At 42.1% G+C, this 16,591-nt stretch carries 15 protein-coding genes and 1 other annotated feature; of the genes, 4 read left to right on the top strand and 11 right to left on the bottom strand.

Annotated features, from left to right (window positions below; all coding sequences use genetic code 11):
- Window positions 1-10: 10 nt before the first annotated feature.
- From AC6UD4_RS00300 to AC6UD4_RS00285, 4 genes are all read right to left on the bottom strand, one after another.
- Complete coding sequence (locus AC6UD4_RS00300) at window positions 11-1,297, bottom strand: Na+/H+ antiporter NhaC family protein (protein WP_500693304.1); 1,287 nt, start codon at window positions 1,295-1,297, stop codon at window positions 11-13.
- Window positions 1,298-2,044 (bottom strand): sugar phosphate isomerase/epimerase family protein, encoded by a 747-nt coding sequence (locus AC6UD4_RS00295; RefSeq protein ID WP_500693303.1) that lies wholly within the window; start codon window positions 2,042-2,044, stop codon window positions 1,298-1,300. It abuts the gene before it with no gap.
- A gap of 167 nt (window positions 2,045-2,211) precedes the next feature.
- Window positions 2,212-3,192 carry a LacI family DNA-binding transcriptional regulator gene (locus AC6UD4_RS00290; protein WP_500693302.1) on the bottom strand — a complete coding sequence of 327 codons (981 nt, stop codon included), beginning with the start codon at window positions 3,190-3,192 and terminating at the stop codon, window positions 2,212-2,214.
- 99 nt (window positions 3,193-3,291) lie between these two features.
- Window positions 3,292-4,134 carry a MetQ/NlpA family ABC transporter substrate-binding protein gene (locus AC6UD4_RS00285; protein WP_500693301.1) on the bottom strand — a complete coding sequence of 281 codons (843 nt, stop codon included), beginning with the start codon at window positions 4,132-4,134 and terminating at the stop codon, window positions 3,292-3,294.
- 47 nt (window positions 4,135-4,181) lie between these two features.
- Window positions 4,182-4,416 (bottom strand) — a binding site (T-box leader).
- A 168-nt stretch (window positions 4,417-4,584) separates the two neighbouring features.
- Here AC6UD4_RS00285 and AC6UD4_RS00280 point away from each other — a divergent pair.
- A complete protein-coding gene (locus AC6UD4_RS00280; RefSeq protein ID WP_500693300.1) occupies window positions 4,585-6,210 on the top strand; it encodes a YfhO family protein in 1,626 nt (541 codons plus the stop codon).
- 96 nt (window positions 6,211-6,306) lie between these two features.
- Here the strand turns inward: AC6UD4_RS00280 and AC6UD4_RS00275 are convergent, their stop codons facing one another.
- Window positions 6,307-6,657 (bottom strand): iron-sulfur cluster biosynthesis family protein, encoded by a 351-nt coding sequence (locus AC6UD4_RS00275; RefSeq protein ID WP_500693299.1) that lies wholly within the window; start codon window positions 6,655-6,657, stop codon window positions 6,307-6,309.
- Window positions 6,658-6,883: 226 nt separating this feature from the next.
- Between AC6UD4_RS00275 and AC6UD4_RS00270 the strand changes: the two genes are divergently transcribed.
- Window positions 6,884-7,669 carry a glucose 1-dehydrogenase gene (locus AC6UD4_RS00270; protein WP_500693605.1) on the top strand — a complete coding sequence of 262 codons (786 nt, stop codon included), beginning with the start codon at window positions 6,884-6,886 and terminating at the stop codon, window positions 7,667-7,669.
- Window positions 7,670-7,720: 51 nt separating this feature from the next.
- Here the strand turns inward: AC6UD4_RS00270 and AC6UD4_RS00265 are convergent, their stop codons facing one another.
- From AC6UD4_RS00265 to AC6UD4_RS00255, 3 genes are all read right to left on the bottom strand, one after another.
- Entirely contained in the window at window positions 7,721-7,954 is a 234-nt protein-coding gene (locus AC6UD4_RS00265; protein WP_500693298.1) for a hypothetical protein, read from the bottom strand.
- Window positions 7,955-7,968: 14 nt separating this feature from the next.
- Complete coding sequence (locus AC6UD4_RS00260; RefSeq protein ID WP_500693297.1) at window positions 7,969-8,886, bottom strand: alpha/beta hydrolase; 918 nt, start codon at window positions 8,884-8,886, stop codon at window positions 7,969-7,971.
- Window positions 8,887-9,085: 199 nt separating this feature from the next.
- Window positions 9,086-9,556 (bottom strand): hypothetical protein, encoded by a 471-nt coding sequence (locus AC6UD4_RS00255; RefSeq protein WP_500693296.1) that lies wholly within the window; start codon window positions 9,554-9,556, stop codon window positions 9,086-9,088.
- A gap of 112 nt (window positions 9,557-9,668) precedes the next feature.
- On the opposite strand from AC6UD4_RS00255, the gene AC6UD4_RS00250 reads away from it, so the two are divergent.
- Window positions 9,669-11,216: a ClC family H(+)/Cl(-) exchange transporter gene (locus AC6UD4_RS00250; protein WP_500693295.1), complete on the top strand. Its 1,548-nt coding sequence runs from the start codon at window positions 9,669-9,671 to the stop codon at window positions 11,214-11,216.
- A 44-nt stretch (window positions 11,217-11,260) separates the two neighbouring features.
- On the opposite strand, the gene AC6UD4_RS00245 is transcribed toward AC6UD4_RS00250, so the two are convergent.
- Window positions 11,261-12,586 (bottom strand): AbiH family protein, encoded by a 1,326-nt coding sequence (locus AC6UD4_RS00245; protein ID WP_500693294.1) that lies wholly within the window; start codon window positions 12,584-12,586, stop codon window positions 11,261-11,263.
- Window positions 12,587-12,754: 168 nt separating this feature from the next.
- On the opposite strand from AC6UD4_RS00245, the gene xylB reads away from it, so the two are divergent.
- The gene (gene xylB / locus AC6UD4_RS00240; protein ID WP_500693604.1) at window positions 12,755-14,251 is read left to right on the top strand and encodes a xylulokinase; all 1,497 of its coding nucleotides are present in this window, start codon (window positions 12,755-12,757) and stop codon (window positions 14,249-14,251) included.
- 28 nt (window positions 14,252-14,279) lie between these two features.
- On the opposite strand, the gene AC6UD4_RS00235 is transcribed toward xylB, so the two are convergent.
- Window positions 14,280-14,933, bottom strand: a complete 654-nt coding sequence (locus tag AC6UD4_RS00235) for a VTT domain-containing protein (protein ID WP_500693293.1) — start codon at window positions 14,931-14,933, stop codon at window positions 14,280-14,282.
- 170 nt (window positions 14,934-15,103) lie between these two features.
- Window positions 15,104-16,564: an amino acid permease gene (locus AC6UD4_RS00230; RefSeq protein ID WP_500693292.1), complete on the bottom strand. Its 1,461-nt coding sequence runs from the start codon at window positions 16,562-16,564 to the stop codon at window positions 15,104-15,106.
- Window positions 16,565-16,591 lie beyond the last annotated feature (27 nt).

Here is a 16,591-nt window from a genome sequence, read left to right as displayed (position 1 = left end):
CTTTAATCATCTATCCGAAGAATAAGTACACTAATATTTCGTTTAAAATGGAGACAATCCACATGATCGGAACTCCCAGTTTCAACAGTTGCTGAGGACGAACCTTCATGTAGTCAAGGCCCCAGACGTTCCATGACTGAGTGATATCAGTTGAAACCGCCATCAGGGTTGGAACGTACATTAATGGTAAGAGGAACATGTCATTAAACATTCCAGTAGCGGAAAGGACGGCGGCCGTCGCAGCTCCTGCACCCCAGACCTGAAGTGGTCCTCTAAACAATGCTAAGGGAGCAAGAACCCCGATTCCAAGTGCTAGAAGTAAATGACTGTTTGGTAGGATGGCACTGAAGATTCCCTTGAAACGACCAGCGTTTAACTGAGCCGCACCGGCAAACATAACCAGTGCCATCAAGAACATGATTAAGCCCGAAATGTCGTTAATGGACTGTTTAATCGTGGTATTAAGAAATTCTTTGAATTTTTTGTAGCCGTTCATCTTACCAGTCACAAGCATCGCTAGGATACTAGAAAGGATCAAAGCCGGAATGGCATCCCAGCCGAGCGCCATGTTCAAAATAACGGGAACAACTGGGATAGCGTACGCAATGTACGGAATCTTGTCGACGTCTCCCGGGTCAGTTGCCCCGATTTTCTTCAGGTTGGCCTCGGCATTCTTTGGATTGAACGTGTGACGTTTCATCACTAGAAACAAGATCACCGCAATTAGTTGCACCGCCATGGCCGCCCACCCAAATTCAAGGTAATGCAGATTGTATTGAGCCTTGGGGAAGAACGCCTTAATCTGATTAAATAACACGACGTTGACGTACATGGCCGAGCCAATCGACAAGGCAAACGTCGTTAGGGCCACGTCTCGTGGAATCCCCAACGACAAGAGGATTGGTAACAAAATGACACCGATGGCAATGACCGAACCCACTCCGTAGGAACTGACAAACAGCAGGGCCGTAACTAAGACAATCAGGATGGCGGCTAGTAAGGGATGCGATTTCCCAACCTTATTCGTTTTCTGTGAAATTGATGGCGCAATGCCACTGTCAACCAGCACCCGTCCAAACCATGAACCAAAGACAATGTAGATAATCGTCGAACCATACTTCAGAGCGGGTGTTGAGAAGACCGCCGTCAAAGCGGTGTGATATGGGATTAGGCCGATGACGGTCCAAAGAATCGCCATCACGAAGAAACCAATGGTTAGGTCCCCACCTTTAACAATGTAAAAGATAAAGCCAGCAAAGGTAATTAGTAACAGAATCGCAATAATGGTATTCATCAACTACATCACCTCATCTCTCAGCAACTTGACTTGACGTTCAACGTGTTCGTCGTCTTCCATCGGGAATTCAAGCGCCAAATCCGCCGTTTTCGGTAACTCGTTCAGGATGTTTTTCCAATCAAACATGCCGTCGTTTAGATCGTCCGCGGTCTGTAAGTCATCTTCATCAAACTGGTTGACATTCTTTAGATGAATATAATCGGTATACTGGTACAAAGAATCAGCCGCATAGTCCGCACTTTGATGGGTAAACGCCCAGTTTCCAAGGTCATACACGTACTTAATGGGCAGCCCATTCTTTTTCGCTTGGTTTAAAAAGTGTTTAACATTAGCCATGTTGCCACTCAATTTGGTTTGATCGTTTTCCACGTTCATTTGAATCTGATCGAGTGGTAAACCATCAAACGCGTGAGCTAAGTCACCATGGAAAGCCCGGAAGTTTCCCACGTTAAACTTGATTTTAGTAATTCCCATTTGTTGCCCCTCGTTGAAATACTGCTTCAATTTCGGATTAACCGAACCGTCCTTTAAAAACAGCTCATCGGGGACACTGTAATTCACTAGTAATCCCGTTCTCAATCTGGCATCATCAATCTCATCTAGTTCCTTTGAAAAATCCTTGATGTATTCTCGTCGAACCTCAATCCCGTCAACGTTCATTTGCTTCACGCGTGGAAATAACGCTGCCTGACTCGTACCGGCTTCGATGTCATTTACAAAGATCCATGTATTTAAAAACAATCGCATCAGTATTCACTCCTTTTTTAATTTGATACCGCTTTCATATTGATATTTATGGTAAACGTTTACATAAAAGTAGTCAATACTATTTGGTAATCTTTTTTCTAAAAATATGTAATCGTTTTCCATGACGCCATAAAAAAAGACCAGCCGCACTGGCTAGTCTTATTATTTTAAAATTGGGCTGGAATCTCAATTTTTTTCGCAATCGGTTGAAAATCACTCTCAATCCCCTCAATCAGGATCTGAGCTGCATTCACCCCAATCTGAAACGGATCCTGATTAATAACCTTGATTCCTGGATCAATATTATCTACCAGTGAAGTGTCGGAAAATCCCGTCATGTGCACCCCATCGGACTTCCGGATGACTCCATCCCGAATCAACTTAGGCAAAAACTTCAAGAGCCACCGTTCCTTTAAAGCAAAAATCAGACCCCCATTTGTTTCTTTGATGTCATTTTTCAGTTTGGAGTATGCCTGACGAAATGAAGCCTCATCGTTTCCCGGTTGAATGATCGTGACGTGGTTCCCATAGACTGCTTTAATCCCGTTCAGTCGTTGTTCTCGGGTGGAAACGTTTTTTACATTATTTGTAATCACAAAGACGTGGCTTAATCCCTGGTCTTTAAAGTATCGCGCCGCTTTCTTACTGACCTCATAGTTATTTGTAACCACACTCGGCCACGGACTGCCCTTAATCTGCCGATCTAACATGACCACCGGTACATTTGTGGGAATTGAGCTTTGAAAGGCGTCCAGGTCGTTACTTAACGGCTGAATCAAGACGCCACCAAACATTTGTTGGTTAAGTGACGATAACGTGGCAAGTTCCCGCCGTTCATCACTATCGGAGTCCATTAAGACCGCGATGAAGTTGTTCTTTTTTAAAACCGAATTAACACCCTTAAAAATCTCCGTGGAAAAGTAATCATCAACATCCGCCGCAATGACCGCCACCAATCGACTTTGCTTGGTAATGAGCTGTCTGGCGGATTCGTTTGGCACGTAGTTCAACTTCTTGATCGCTTCGGTAACCCGCTTCGCAGTAGCATCGGACATGTGGTTGGTCTTTCCGTTTAAGTAGCGTGAGATGGTGGCAGTTGACACTCCTGCTTCTGACGCAACGTCTCTAATCGTAGCTACTGAACCCATTTGGACCCCTCCCATCGTTTTTTTCATTCTACCATTTATTAAGCCATTGTTTCAGACCAATAAAAGAATTCATCAATTAATTGATGAATTCTTATTGAGTTACTTAAATTTAAGGTTCCAAGCCGCTTGTTGATTAATCCCGGACTCTTTCTTAATCAGTTTAGCGGTCTTCTCGGTCTGATAGGCTTTCACTAATTCCTTGATTTTCTTGCTATGTTCGTCGCGCTTCTTTGCGGCAATGAAGTTGACCCACTTATGCGAATCCTTGGTAAATGGTGCCGTATAAATGGCCTTCTTCGGACTCAGGTTCGAACTTTCAGCGAAGTTCCCGTTCACAACGGAAGCTCCCGCTGAATTCAGTAATCGTGGCGTTTGCGAGGCGTCAACTTCCTTAATCTTCAGGTTCTTCGGATTACTAGTAATGTCCTTGACGGTGGTGAACGCCTTTTTCGGATTTAACTTAATCAACCCCGCACTCTGAAGGACGTGTAAAGCCCGGGACTCGTTGTTAGTGTCGTTTGGCACCGCAATGGAAGTTCCACTGGAAATTTCATTAACCGACTTAAACTGATTAGAGTAAATCCTCATCGGTTCAATCACGGTATCTCCAACCGGCACGATGTCCGTGTGGTGGACGTCATTCCAATTGTCCAAAAATGGGTAGTTTTGGTAGGCATTCACGTCGATGTCTCCGTTAGTCAGAGCGTTGTTAGGCTGTGAATAATCGGTAAACGTCTGAAACTGAACGTTTAGGCCGTACTTATCCTTGGCGTCTTTAGCCACTTCGTTCCAGATGGCCTGTTCCTGTTTGGATCCGGCCATGATGCCAACGGTAATGGTGTTCGCTTCAGCTTCTGATTGGTGGAAAAAGCTGAAGTATCCGGCGATTCCAATAAACAATATAATTCCAATCCAAATTAAGTATTTAACCCATCTTCTCATCTGCGTTCCTCCCATTTATTAACCAAACAAAAAAGCATCCATCCTGTAAAAAGGACGAATGCTTCCGCGGTACCACCTTAGTTCATAGCCGTCTCACAACGGACTACCTCAACGGTTACTTGTAAAAATAACCGGGCCATGATATCGGCGGCATCCCGTCACCAGCTCACGATTTACTGATGAAAACTCCAAGTCCATCTTCAACAGCGCTAACTCATCTCATCGCACCAACCTGAGACTCTCTTTGAGTTTCTTCTGTCTACTCAACTTTTCCGTTTAGTTAATTTATTGTTTTTAATGGTCGTTACTTTACATGCTTTAAAACTCAATGTCAATCATTTTTGAGAAAAAATAGAATAACTTTTAAAGTTATTCTATAATAATGATATTAACTCACAAGGGGGAATTACCATTTCAAAGTTCTTACATAAGCATTTTACGCTATTTTCAATGATTTTATTTTTAATTCTAAGTGTGGCAATCGTTAGTCCCTATTTCTTTGGCAATCCAGTCCTACCACGCGAGGACATGCGTTTTCACCTTGCCCGGGCGTACGAGAGTTACATCCAGGTTCAACACGGTGGCTTCTTACATATGATTCCAGGGATGATGACGAAAACTTTTGTCAAGGTTGGCTATCCACTAAACGGGTTCTATCCGATCTTTGCCGTCTTACCCGAGGCCGTGATTCATCTGGTCATTAAGAATCCGTACACATCCTACTTACTTTACCTAATCCTAATCCACTTTCTGGTATTTATCTCCATGTATCTAGCAACCTGGAAAATTACCAATCGGAAACTGACTGGGCTCGCATCCGCCATCATCTACGGTTTATCGACGTATCTAACGTTCGACCTCTTTGTTCGCTTTGATGTGGCTGAAGGAATGGCGTTTGTCTTTCTGCCAGTTGTTCTCTACGGAATTTATCAAGTATGTATCAAAAACTATCGTCAGTGGTGGGTCTTAAGTGTTGGATTAACATTTTTAGTCTTAACCCACCTCTTGTCGTTTTTAATTGCTGGTACCTTTGCCGCCATGACGATCATTATTATCATGTTAAACCATGATTCATTGAAACTTAAGGTGAAGCGGGTCATAGCGCTAATCGCCGCTGCCGTCGGAACCTTTTTTCTGTCAGCTTTCTTTTTACTGCCATTAATTCAGAATTACCACTACGACCAAGAAATTTCCATCATGAAGTGTCGCCTCCAAGACATGAGCATCCCGGTCACCAATCTGTTTTTTGGTCCCACTCCGAACGGACCGTGGCAGTATGGCGCTGGCATTGGCATTGTCGGACTAATGATCATCATTTTGCTGTTCGTCTTCTGGCATCGAATCGACTTGTTCTCTAGATCAATGACGGTCCTCTCACTGCTCTTTCTGCTTTTTAGTTCCAATCTCTTTCCGTGGGACCTTTTGCAAAAGTGGGTGGGAATGATCCAATTCCCATTCCGTTTTCTGATCATCACCACCGTTCTATTAGCGTTTTTAGGCGGAGAAATTATCACCAAGATTTTTGCCAAAAACAATTCTACGGGAGCTCTCCTGATTTTAGGCGTTTTAGGACTTAGTCTCTGTTCGTCACTTGCCACCAATTTGCAGCTCAAATCGTGGGAACCTCAGGCTTCTTCACCACAGGAATTTGAAAAGGTGGGAAAATCGGCTGTTTATTGGGACTACCTCCCTCATGCTTCCGATTCACTAGAACCGCTACTCAAAGAACACTCTATTTTAAAAATGAATCCAAATCAGAAGGGCTTAAAACAAAAGAAACGGACTACCTCGTACAATCAAATTGAGTACCAGTTAGACGCTGAAAGTGCCACCAGGGTTCGTTTGCCAAATGTTTACTTCCCTGGCTACGTAGTGACCGTTAACAATCAGGCCGTTCCAATTAAAGTAGACCAAAAGCGTGCCATCCACATTCCCGTCAAAAAGGGAGCAAACACCATCAAATTGACGTATCACCGCACCCGCGTTCACATCATTGGGATTTGGATCAGCGTTATTTCTTGGTTACTTTTACTGGGATACCTTGGGCTGGCATTTTACAAAAAACATTTTAAATAAACGAAAATGGGACTCACGTGACGTGAATCCCATTTTTTAATAAAAAAGAACCGAAGCAATTACTCCGGTTCTTCCCTGGCTTATTAATCTCTTATTCTATTTTTCAACCTGATTGTTGGTCGTAACTTGACCATCAATCATTTCACCGTCATCTTTTAACTGTAAGAAGTTATTCTTGAAATCAAGTTTTAGACCTGGTCCGAAGAAAGTCATATCATTCTTGCTGGTTAAAACGTCAGCACCTTGATTGTTTTCAAGTTTAACATCATAGTCTGATGGTGCTTTTGAAACACCAACAACTTGAAAGGCATCTCCAACGGTGCAAGCACCGCCGGCACCTTCAGAGAAGTTATTTGATCCGTCATTTGCGGCCAACAGGTATGCGTTAGCACCTGCTAATCTTTTCTTCATGTAGGCCATTGCGTCATCAGTAATTGTTAGTTTCATATTTATAACCTCCTATAAGTGATTCAGAAATGAACCTCTTCAAATCTTCACTATTTATGATAGCAGGAATTCACCATAACGCAAGTAAAATGTACACAACTTAATTTTAAAGGGTCAATCAGTTCTTTCCCCTTTATATTAGTCTCTTAATGGGTTATTATAGTGTCAGAAACAAGTCCAATCCGCTTAACAGGATTAGAAATGTAGAGGTGTATATTATATGGTTATGTATAAAGATCTTGAAGGCAAGACGGCCGTAATCACTGGAGGAGACTCAGGGATTGGTGCTGCCATTGCTGAACGTTTGGGTCAAGAACACATGAACGTGGTTATTAACTACCACAAAAACGAAGATGCAGCTAACCAAGTTGTTGAAATCGTTGAAAAAAACGGTGGCCACGCCGTTACTAAGCAAGGCGACATTGGCGATGATGCTGGTGCTGAATCATTAGTACAAGCCGCCGTTGATTCCTTTGGTGATTTGGACGTTTGGTTCAACAACGCTGGGATGGAAAAGAAGACCCCTACAAACGAAGTTACCCTTGAAGAATGGGAAGCAGTCGTTAACGTTGATTTGACTGGTACTTTCTTGGGTACTAAAGCTGCTTTAAACTACTTCTTAAAGCACAACAAGAAGGGTAGTATCGTTCAAACTTCATCAGTTCACCAACAAATTCCATGGCCGACATTTGCAAGTTACGCTGCAAGTAAGGGTGGCGTTAAATTATTCACCGAAACTGCCGCAATGGAATTTGCTCAACAAAACATTCGAATTAACTCGATTTGTCCTGGTGCCATTAACACCCCAATCAACGCCAAGAAGTTCGCTAATCCAAAGACTTACGAATCAACTGTTAACATGGTTCCAATGCACCGGATTGGTAAACCTTCCGAAGTTGCAGCTGCTGCCGTTTGGTTAGCTTCTGACCAAGCTAGCTACGTTACTGGAATCTCACTTTACGTTGATGGTGGAATGACCTTATACCCATCATTTCAAAATGGTAACGGTTAAAATTACCAACCAAAAAGACTACGAATTCAAATTCGTAGTCTTTTTTTTGGTCTAAAATACCTTTAAAATTCTTTTGATTAACTCATTAATTCCGTGCCATCCAAACAGGACGCATGCAGCAACTAGTAAAACTCCTTCAAAAAAGAGGACCAACCGTTCTCTTTGATCCAGGATAAAATATGCAGCAATCACCCCGATTACAAGTAAACACGCAACTGTTAGTCTAATTTTGGCTTTGATTGGTCCACATCTCCTCAGCATTTCTGTCTCAATTCTACCAATCATTTCACTAAATTCAACTACTTAAAATACTGCTGAGAAAAGTTGACGACTTTTTGCGTATACGTATCAGGATCCTGACTCCGACCTTCAATGTGGCCAGCACCCTTAATGATCCAGATTTGTTTTGGACCAGCATCGTTCTTGTAGTTCTCATAGGCATTTTTAACGGGGACAAACTTGTCAACGTCACCGTGAATGATAAACAACGGAATCTGGTTGTGCTTCAGGGTCTTCTTTGTATTCCCATCGTTCATGTTATACTTCGCAAACATTCTTACATAGAGATTAACCGTCGGAACCAGTGGGAAACTCGGAATGTTAAATAGCCGCTTCAATTGGCCACCCAACTCCCCTTCGACACTGGCATAACCACTGTCTTCAATCGCAAACTTCACGTTGCTTGGCATTTTTGGCAGGGAATACATGACGGCCGAAGCTCCCATGCTTGTCCCAAATAACCCTAATTCGCCATCGGGGTGGTCATAATTGAGCACTCGAGCCCATTTTTCCAGGTTAGTGGCATCTTTGACACCGTACCCGATGTATTTACCACCACTGCCACCAAACGACTGGTTATCGGGTGCAAGAACATTATAACCGGCATCATGAAAGATTTTTATAAAGGATTCCATCTCTTCACTATTACTACCGTACCCGTGAACGACAATCATCGTCTTGTTGGTTGGTTTTTCCGATGGGACGTATCTAGCAACTAGATTGGTCCCATCACTCGCCTTTTCGTGTAGAACCTGTGCGTGATTATCACTAAACCACTCGGTATCGGGCGTCCCAGCATTTTCGTTGTACAAGCTGGCTAGTCCCGTCTTCCCAAAGGCAAAGTTAAACAGGAGATAGCCAACCGCCAAATCAAGGATGATTGCGAAAATGACAAAGAAGAAAGCCGTCACTCCAGTCCATTTCAGTATTCTTTTCATTGGACTTGCTCCTTTCTAATTGATTTTCACTTTTAAAAATGATTTTAATAAGTCTATGTACTATCTTAGTGGAGGTCAGACACAATGACACAAAAAAGGTTTAGTTTAGTGAAAAATTAATGAAAATAAAATACACCTATGAAAACCATAGGTGTATTTGTGCTTGTATAAGGATAAAATTACTAATTATATAATATGTTTATTTATTAGAATTGTTATCTGAACCTTGCTGGTTTGAATTCTGCTTCTCAGAGTCTGGTGTAACGTCCTTCCAATCACCCTTAGTTCCATCATCGTTAATCAAGTTCGTCTTAAGCGTACTAATGTTAGTAAATACCTGCCACATGATAATGGCCATCACAATGTGTGAAATCCATCCCACAATTGGAATGACTGCGATTATTGACAAGACAATCCCAACGATAAATCTTGGTTTGATGTTATCCATCTCAGCCTTAACTTTCCCATCACTGAGTGAGCTCACCATCTGCGAACTGATGATGAAACAAGTAATGTAGAGACCTAATAGCACCAGTAGTGGAACCCAAAGCATGCTAACAATGATGATCCCACCAAGAATTGGAAACAACAAAACCGTTTCAATAATTGAAATTACTAGGGTTAGAACATACAAGAAGTCTAACTTTTGAACAATATCTGATTTCTTCATAAATTCCTCCAATTAAATCTTTTCTATATTATTATTTTACCCTAAAATCGAATTCATTTGGGGAAATTAATCGTGATACAATTGGTGTAATTGCTTAATGGAGATGAACAACTTGCCGAAACGCACACACCACATTGATTTTTCAGACATTCGATACGTTCTCTTTGCAACCATTATTGGAACGCTGACGGGTGCCGTAATTGCGTCTTTTCGTTACCTAATCCAGGTCGCTTTAAAATGGTCGCTTACAATTTATCATGGACTTGACCACAATCTCAATCTTCTGTGGTTGGTAATTCCCACTTTCTTACTCATCTCAATCGTGACCGGTCTCATCATGAAGGGCGATCCTGACGTTAAAGGCTCCGGGATTCCACAGGTTGAAGCTCAACTTGCGGGCAACATTGAAACTAATTGGGTCTCTGTCTTATGGCGGAAATTTGTCACTGGTGTCCTAACCGTTGGAACCGGAATTTTCGTTGGACGAGAAGGACCCTCCGTTCAGTTAGGGGGTGCCATTGGTCAAGGAATTGCCCAGGGCTTTAAAGAAGGCGGTTCTGAGCGGCGATTGATGATTGCGACCGGAGCAGCCTCAGGACTGTCGGCCACTTTTAGTGCACCACTAGCGGGGACGTTCTTCGTCATGGAAGGTGTTTATCGCAATTTCTCCCCCGCCGTCTGGCTTTCGTCACTCACGGGGTCAATCTGTGCAAACTTTGTTTCATTAAAAGTTTTCGGCTTAAAACCAATTTTACCCATTTTTTACAGCCACATTTTTCAACTCCAGAACTACTGGCAGCTCATCATCTTGGGCATTATTCTAGGTGTTCTAGGCTACGTCTATAATTTAGGTTTATTAGACCTGCCAAAGTGGTTCGCTAAGATTAAAATTATTCCATGGTACTTTATGTGTGCGATTCCGATTTTACTGGTTATTCCCGTTGGAATGTTCTTTCCGACCACCATTGGAAGTGGTAGTCGGGTTATCATGACCGTTGCCACTCACAACGTGCCCTTAACCGCCATCTTCGTCTTCTTAATCGTCCGGTTTGTCTTCGGATTAATTACGTATGGTGCCGGAATTCCTGGTGGCTTCTTCATGCCGGTCTTAGCAGTTGGATCACTGATTGGTGCCGCTTACGGTGGCTTTATGTCACAGACTGGACTGCTTGGTGCCGGATACGTTAATAACTTGCTGATTTTCGGGATGGCCGGCTACTTTGCGGCTGTCAGTAAGGCGCCTTTTACCTCGATTATGCTAATAACCGAACTGGTCGGTAACACCAAGAACTTCATGGCGTTAGCGCTCGTGGTCCTCATTTCGTACGTCGTTGTCGACATGCTGGGTGGTCAACCAATCTATCAAGCCTTAGCGGAACGATTGACAGCCATTAAGACGTATTTCAACGCTGACAGCAAGACGGACAAGATTCAGGTCCCGGTCTACGAATTCAGTTCAATTGAAAACAAATTAGTCAAAAACATCCACTGGCCGAACCACTCCATTCTAATCACAATTAGTCGGGGTAATCTCCACATCATTCCCAATGGAAACACCCAAATTAAAGCCGGTGACACACTGATCGTCCTCGCCCATCGAGATAACATCGGACCAGTTAAGAAGCAGCTTGTGAAAATGGCGATGGAAATTGACGAATAAAAAAACACGCATTACATAAATAAATATGTAATGCGTGTTTTTTATTACTTAGTTTTAACTTCTTCCGGTTCAATAGCTTTTAAATCAGTTGTATCAATTTCTTTTAACACAAGACGTCCCTCAAGAATCATTTTATGAAGTATATTCCGTCCCTTTTGAGTTCCTGTTGATTCACCATAAGTGTTTATAAGTTTATATACTTCTTCAAAATAATTAGATTTAATTTCATCTTCTTTACGTTCATCATAAATTGAATAACAAAATACTAATTTAATTGAACTATTATAAATATCATAATGATCAAAAATTGTTTGAAAATATGAATAATCAGCAGGAGCTAATGAATGCCCATAAAAATAAATATTTTCAGGATCATCTGGCAAAATCGGTTCTTTATTATTCGTAGATCTAGTCATAATCCGATATGTTTTACTGAATTTATAAAAATCGTCGTCATTTCTTATTAAGTTAGCATCAACTCCAATAATCGGTTGTGATGTATCTCCATGGATATTATCCACCGTTGAATCTTCAGAAAATGGATTTGTATAATTAAAATCTAAAATATTAAATTTTCTATTATGTGAAATATTTTTCTCTATTCTTTTTAATAAACTTATTGCTTTCTGTTTATATGGCTCATTTTCGATAGATTCAATATATTTTCCTAAATTTTTTTCAAATTGATTTAATTGATCAAAAATAAAGTCTATAAATTTCTTATCTGAATAAGAATCAATTTGATAATTAAAAGTCATTACTATAATAAACAACATTACCAAAGATTTATCTTTATAACTACTGCTTAATTCTGAAACTAGCTTTTGATCTTTCTTTTCATACTTTTCTTTATCAAATGCAAATCCGTATGACATTGAATCATATAAATTATCTTTCAAAACTTTCAAATGCTGCATCACTAAAATTAAATAATTACAATTGCTATTGTTATTGATAAGATTATATAAATTCGTTTCCACATCAGACCAATTATTATTTAATATCTCATTAGTTAAAAAATATACATCAAAAAGTGATATTTTACTATTTTTTATTTTATTTTCACCAAGTAATGGATAATCTGCATAAGGAATTACTTTTTTATTGGCATATAAACCGTAAATAAATTGAATCATAGGAACATCTAAAAACTTATTATGGTGCGACTTATTTTTCTCTGTTAGAATTGTACTTTTTAAATTATTAACATAATCCTCAGTACTAATTTTTTCTCCTTCCTCTTTTTCAATTAAAGTTTGTTTCTCAATCCAATTAAAATAATCATTAAAACTACTCTTCAACCCACAAGCTAAATCAAATCCATTTCCAACAATCAATAAATCCTTTGGTTTATCTCCATACGCTACCATACTTTCACTCCTATCATAATGTGACTATTATAACTTAATTCCATTAAAACTATAATTTGATTTAGCATAATTAAGGCAGCACACAAACATTGAAAACGATTACATAACCTGCTAGTCTTAAATTAAGAGTTGTAACTACAAGGAATATTTATGAAAGTTGGTGCACACATGGAAAAGAACGTTTTAGGAATCGACCTCGGCACGGGATCGGTCAAAGTCACTGCTGTCAACAAGCTTGGTGATATCGTGGGACAAGAGTCAACGTCATATCCCAATCCTCAGCCAAAACCAGGCTGGAGTGAACAAAATCCCAATGATTGGGTCAACGGCACGATTGCGGCCATCAGAAAACTAGTCAATGATGATAATGTTGATCCAGAGTCCATTAGTGGAGCTAGTTTCTCGGGCCAAATGCACGGACTAGTCTTGTTAGACAAGCATAATCAGGTCATCAGACCAGCCATCTTGTGGAACGACACCAGAACCACAAAACAACGCAAAGAGATTGAGGATAAATTAGGGAATCGATTCGTTGAAATCACCGGTAATCAACCACTGGAGGGTTTTACCATTACAAAACTCCTTTGGGTCAAAGAAAACGAACCGGAGAACTGGGCGAAAGTAAAAACCTTCCTCCTACCAAAGGACTACCTGCGCTTCAAGATGACTGGTAACATCGCGGTCGACTTCTCTGACGCCACCGGAACCACCCTCTTAGACATTCACGATAACAAGTGGAGCCTCGAAATCTGTAAGGCCTTAGGTATTCCCGAGAAAATCCTGCCGCCACTAATTCAGTCCATTGACTACGCTGGAAACGTCATTCCCGACTTCGCCGATCAAGCCGATATGTCCACCATTACCAAGGTTTATGGTGGAGCCGCCGACAACTCCGCTGGCGCGGTTGGAGCGGGCATCATGTCACCCAATAACGCGCTAGTCAGTGTCGGAACCTCGGGCGTAGTCCTACATCACGAGGTCGATCTCTCAACCGACTATGGTGGCCGCCTGCAAATGGAAGACCATTCCATTCCTGATACCTACTATTCAATGGGTGTCACGCTGGCCGCGGGTGATTCATTAACATGGTACAAGAACACTTTCGTCAAGGACGAAGACTTTACCGAGATGACTAATGAAGCCGGTAAATCTCCGATTGGAGCCAACGGTCTCTTATTCACTCCGTACATTGCTGGGGAACGAATGCCTCACGCTGATTCGCAAATTCGCGGGAGCTTCATTGGAATTGACCGCACCCAGGTCCGACGCGACTTCACTAGAGCCGTGATGGAAGGGATCACCTTCAGTCTCCAAGATATCCTTACCATTTACGCCGAAATGGGTGCGACCATTGATCACGTGACCTCAATTGGTGGCGGCGCTAAAAGTTCCGTCTGGACCCAAATGCAGGCGGACATCTTCGACAAACCCGTCATCACCCTCGCAAACGAACAGGGACCTGGCATTGGAGCAGCCATGATTGCGGCTGTCGGACTTGGTTGGTTCACCGGCTTTCCCGCCTGTGCCGATCAGTTCATCAAGTTCGGTAAGACCTACGAACCAATTGCCGCTAACGCTGATAAATACGCTAAGATTTTTAAAATCTATCAACAAATTTATCCCCAAACGAAAAAAATTAGTCATGAATTACAGGATTTACGTTAATTCAACCCCCAAAATAAAAGGACGCAGCCTAGGCTGCGTCCTTTTTACTAGTGAAACGGGTTTTAATTAATCCGATCAGAGCCGGAAGTAACGTAATCAAGATAATTGATAAAATCACGGCCGAAAAGTGTTCCTTAACGAACGGAATGTTGCCAAAAAAGTATCCGCCACCACAACATAGTGCGACCCATGCCACACATGCGGTAATGTCATACTTCACGAACTTTTGGTAACTGTAGTCACTGCTGGCAGCGACGAACGGAACAAACGTCCGCACAATTGGCATGAAGCGACCAAGTAGGATGGCCCATGAACCATACTTATCAAAGAACTGATGAGCTTTCTCAAAATCCTTGGGCTTAATGAACCGGCTCAAATGCCTATTGTCAGTAATGGCTAGGCCAACTTTTCTTCCCAAGAAGAAATCTAGTGAGTCCCCCAAGGCGGACGCCAGAAAGAACAAAATCACAAAAATCCAAACGTTTAAATCATTGGTACTCGCTGCGGCCAAGGCAGCGGCCGCAAACAACAGTGAATCACCCGGCAGAAATGGCATGATCACGGCGCCGGTTTCGATGAAGATAACCGCAAACAGGATCAGATAGGTCCAATTGCCAAACATGTTGACGAGTGTGACTAGGTGGTGGTCAATGTGAAGCACAAAATCGACTAAAAAACTCATATAATTAATCCCCACTTAAATTTATTTATTTTCTAATTTTACCAAAATGCCGCTAGCAAGAATAGCCACGGAGCACCTATCGGCTTCTATTTAAACTAAAATTAATGAATATCAAAAAGACGACTGAACTATCTGAAAGTTCAATCGTCTTTTAATTTTTCCAAATTTAATTACAATTTCGGTTGAATCAGTAAGATGACCCCGATGACCGCTACCACCAAAATGGCAATGGCAAAGTAACGTTCGTACTTACCAAAGATTGGTTGACCCGGTGCGTACTGTTTTCTCGCGTACATAAACAGTGGGATTCCCAAAGCGTAGATCACGAAGGCAATCGTCAGGTATTCCAATCCGGCGGCGTATCCCATGAAGATGGTTCCTAAAATTGCGAGCGCTGAAACCAAATAGGCACTCTTTCTAGAAACGGATAGTTTGTGCCCTTCAGGATTGAACGTTTTCTCATTGCGACTAATCTTGAACAGGTACATCATCGAAATCAGGTACGGTGGCACCGTCATCGTTCCCACGATCGTCAGCGTGAAATTAAAGGCCCGCCCCGCAAAATGGGTAAAGATAATGATTAATTGAATGACGATAACCGTCATGAACAGCGAGTGAATCGGAACGTTGTTCTTGCCCATCTTTCTAAAGAACTTCGGGAAGGTCCCGTCCATGGAGGCAGCTCGTGGCATCTCAGACAGAACTAAGACCCACGTCAACCAACTGGATAAGACGGCGACAATGACGCCAAAGGTGATGATTAAGCGTCCCAGTGGTCCCAAAACAATCTGCATCAAGGCCCCAGTTGACGGACTCTGCAGGTTCGCCAGTTGACCGTAACTGCGTAAGCCTAGTGGCAAAATCGAAACCAAGGCGTACAGAACCAAACAAATCAAGAAACCGTATTTAGTGGCCTGACGCACGTCCTTTTGACTCTTGGCGTTACTTGACAGTACCACGGCTCCTTCAACCCCAGAAAAGACCCACATTGTGGTCATCATGGCATTTCGGACTTGGGAAAACAAACTCCCCATGGCCTTGTCATTAACCTTTGGTAACGTATGAGACGCAAACATGTTAGTGGAAAAAGCGTGCCAGTTAAACACCACAATCATCGTAATGATGAAGATGGCCACAATTGTCAGCATACAAATCGTCCCAAAGATATCGACGTGGCTGGTAACCCGGATTCCCTTTAAAATTAGGTAGGTCATCAGCCATAACACGACGGTTCCCCCAATAATTGAAATCCAGTTATTGCCACCAGTAAACGTCCCAGGCCAAAACGCGTTTAACGTCGACATCAAGAGGACCGAATACGCGGCAACGGCAAACGACTGACAGATCCAGTACCCCCAACTTACAAAGAAGGCGGTAAAGTTGCCAAAGCCAGCGTGGGCATAATGATACAAACCAGTGGTGTACTGTGGTCGAACCTCCGATAGAGTCATAAACGAACGCACAATAAACCAGATAATTAATCCCGATAGCACCCAAGCGATGATTTGGGCAATTGCTCCGGCATGGAGTGCCATGTTTTGTGGCAAATCGTAGATCCCACCACCAACCATCGCTGATAGTACAAACGCGGTCAGACCAATAGTTCCGACCTTTTCTTTTTTACTACTCAAATCCTCACTTCTTTCATCTTGAATTAA

The sequence above is a fragment of the Fructilactobacillus sp. X3R5C2 genome, from assembly GCF_059901175.1.
The sequence above is the reverse complement of the archived record's forward strand: the minus strand, read 5'-3'. Positions and strand labels throughout refer to the sequence as shown.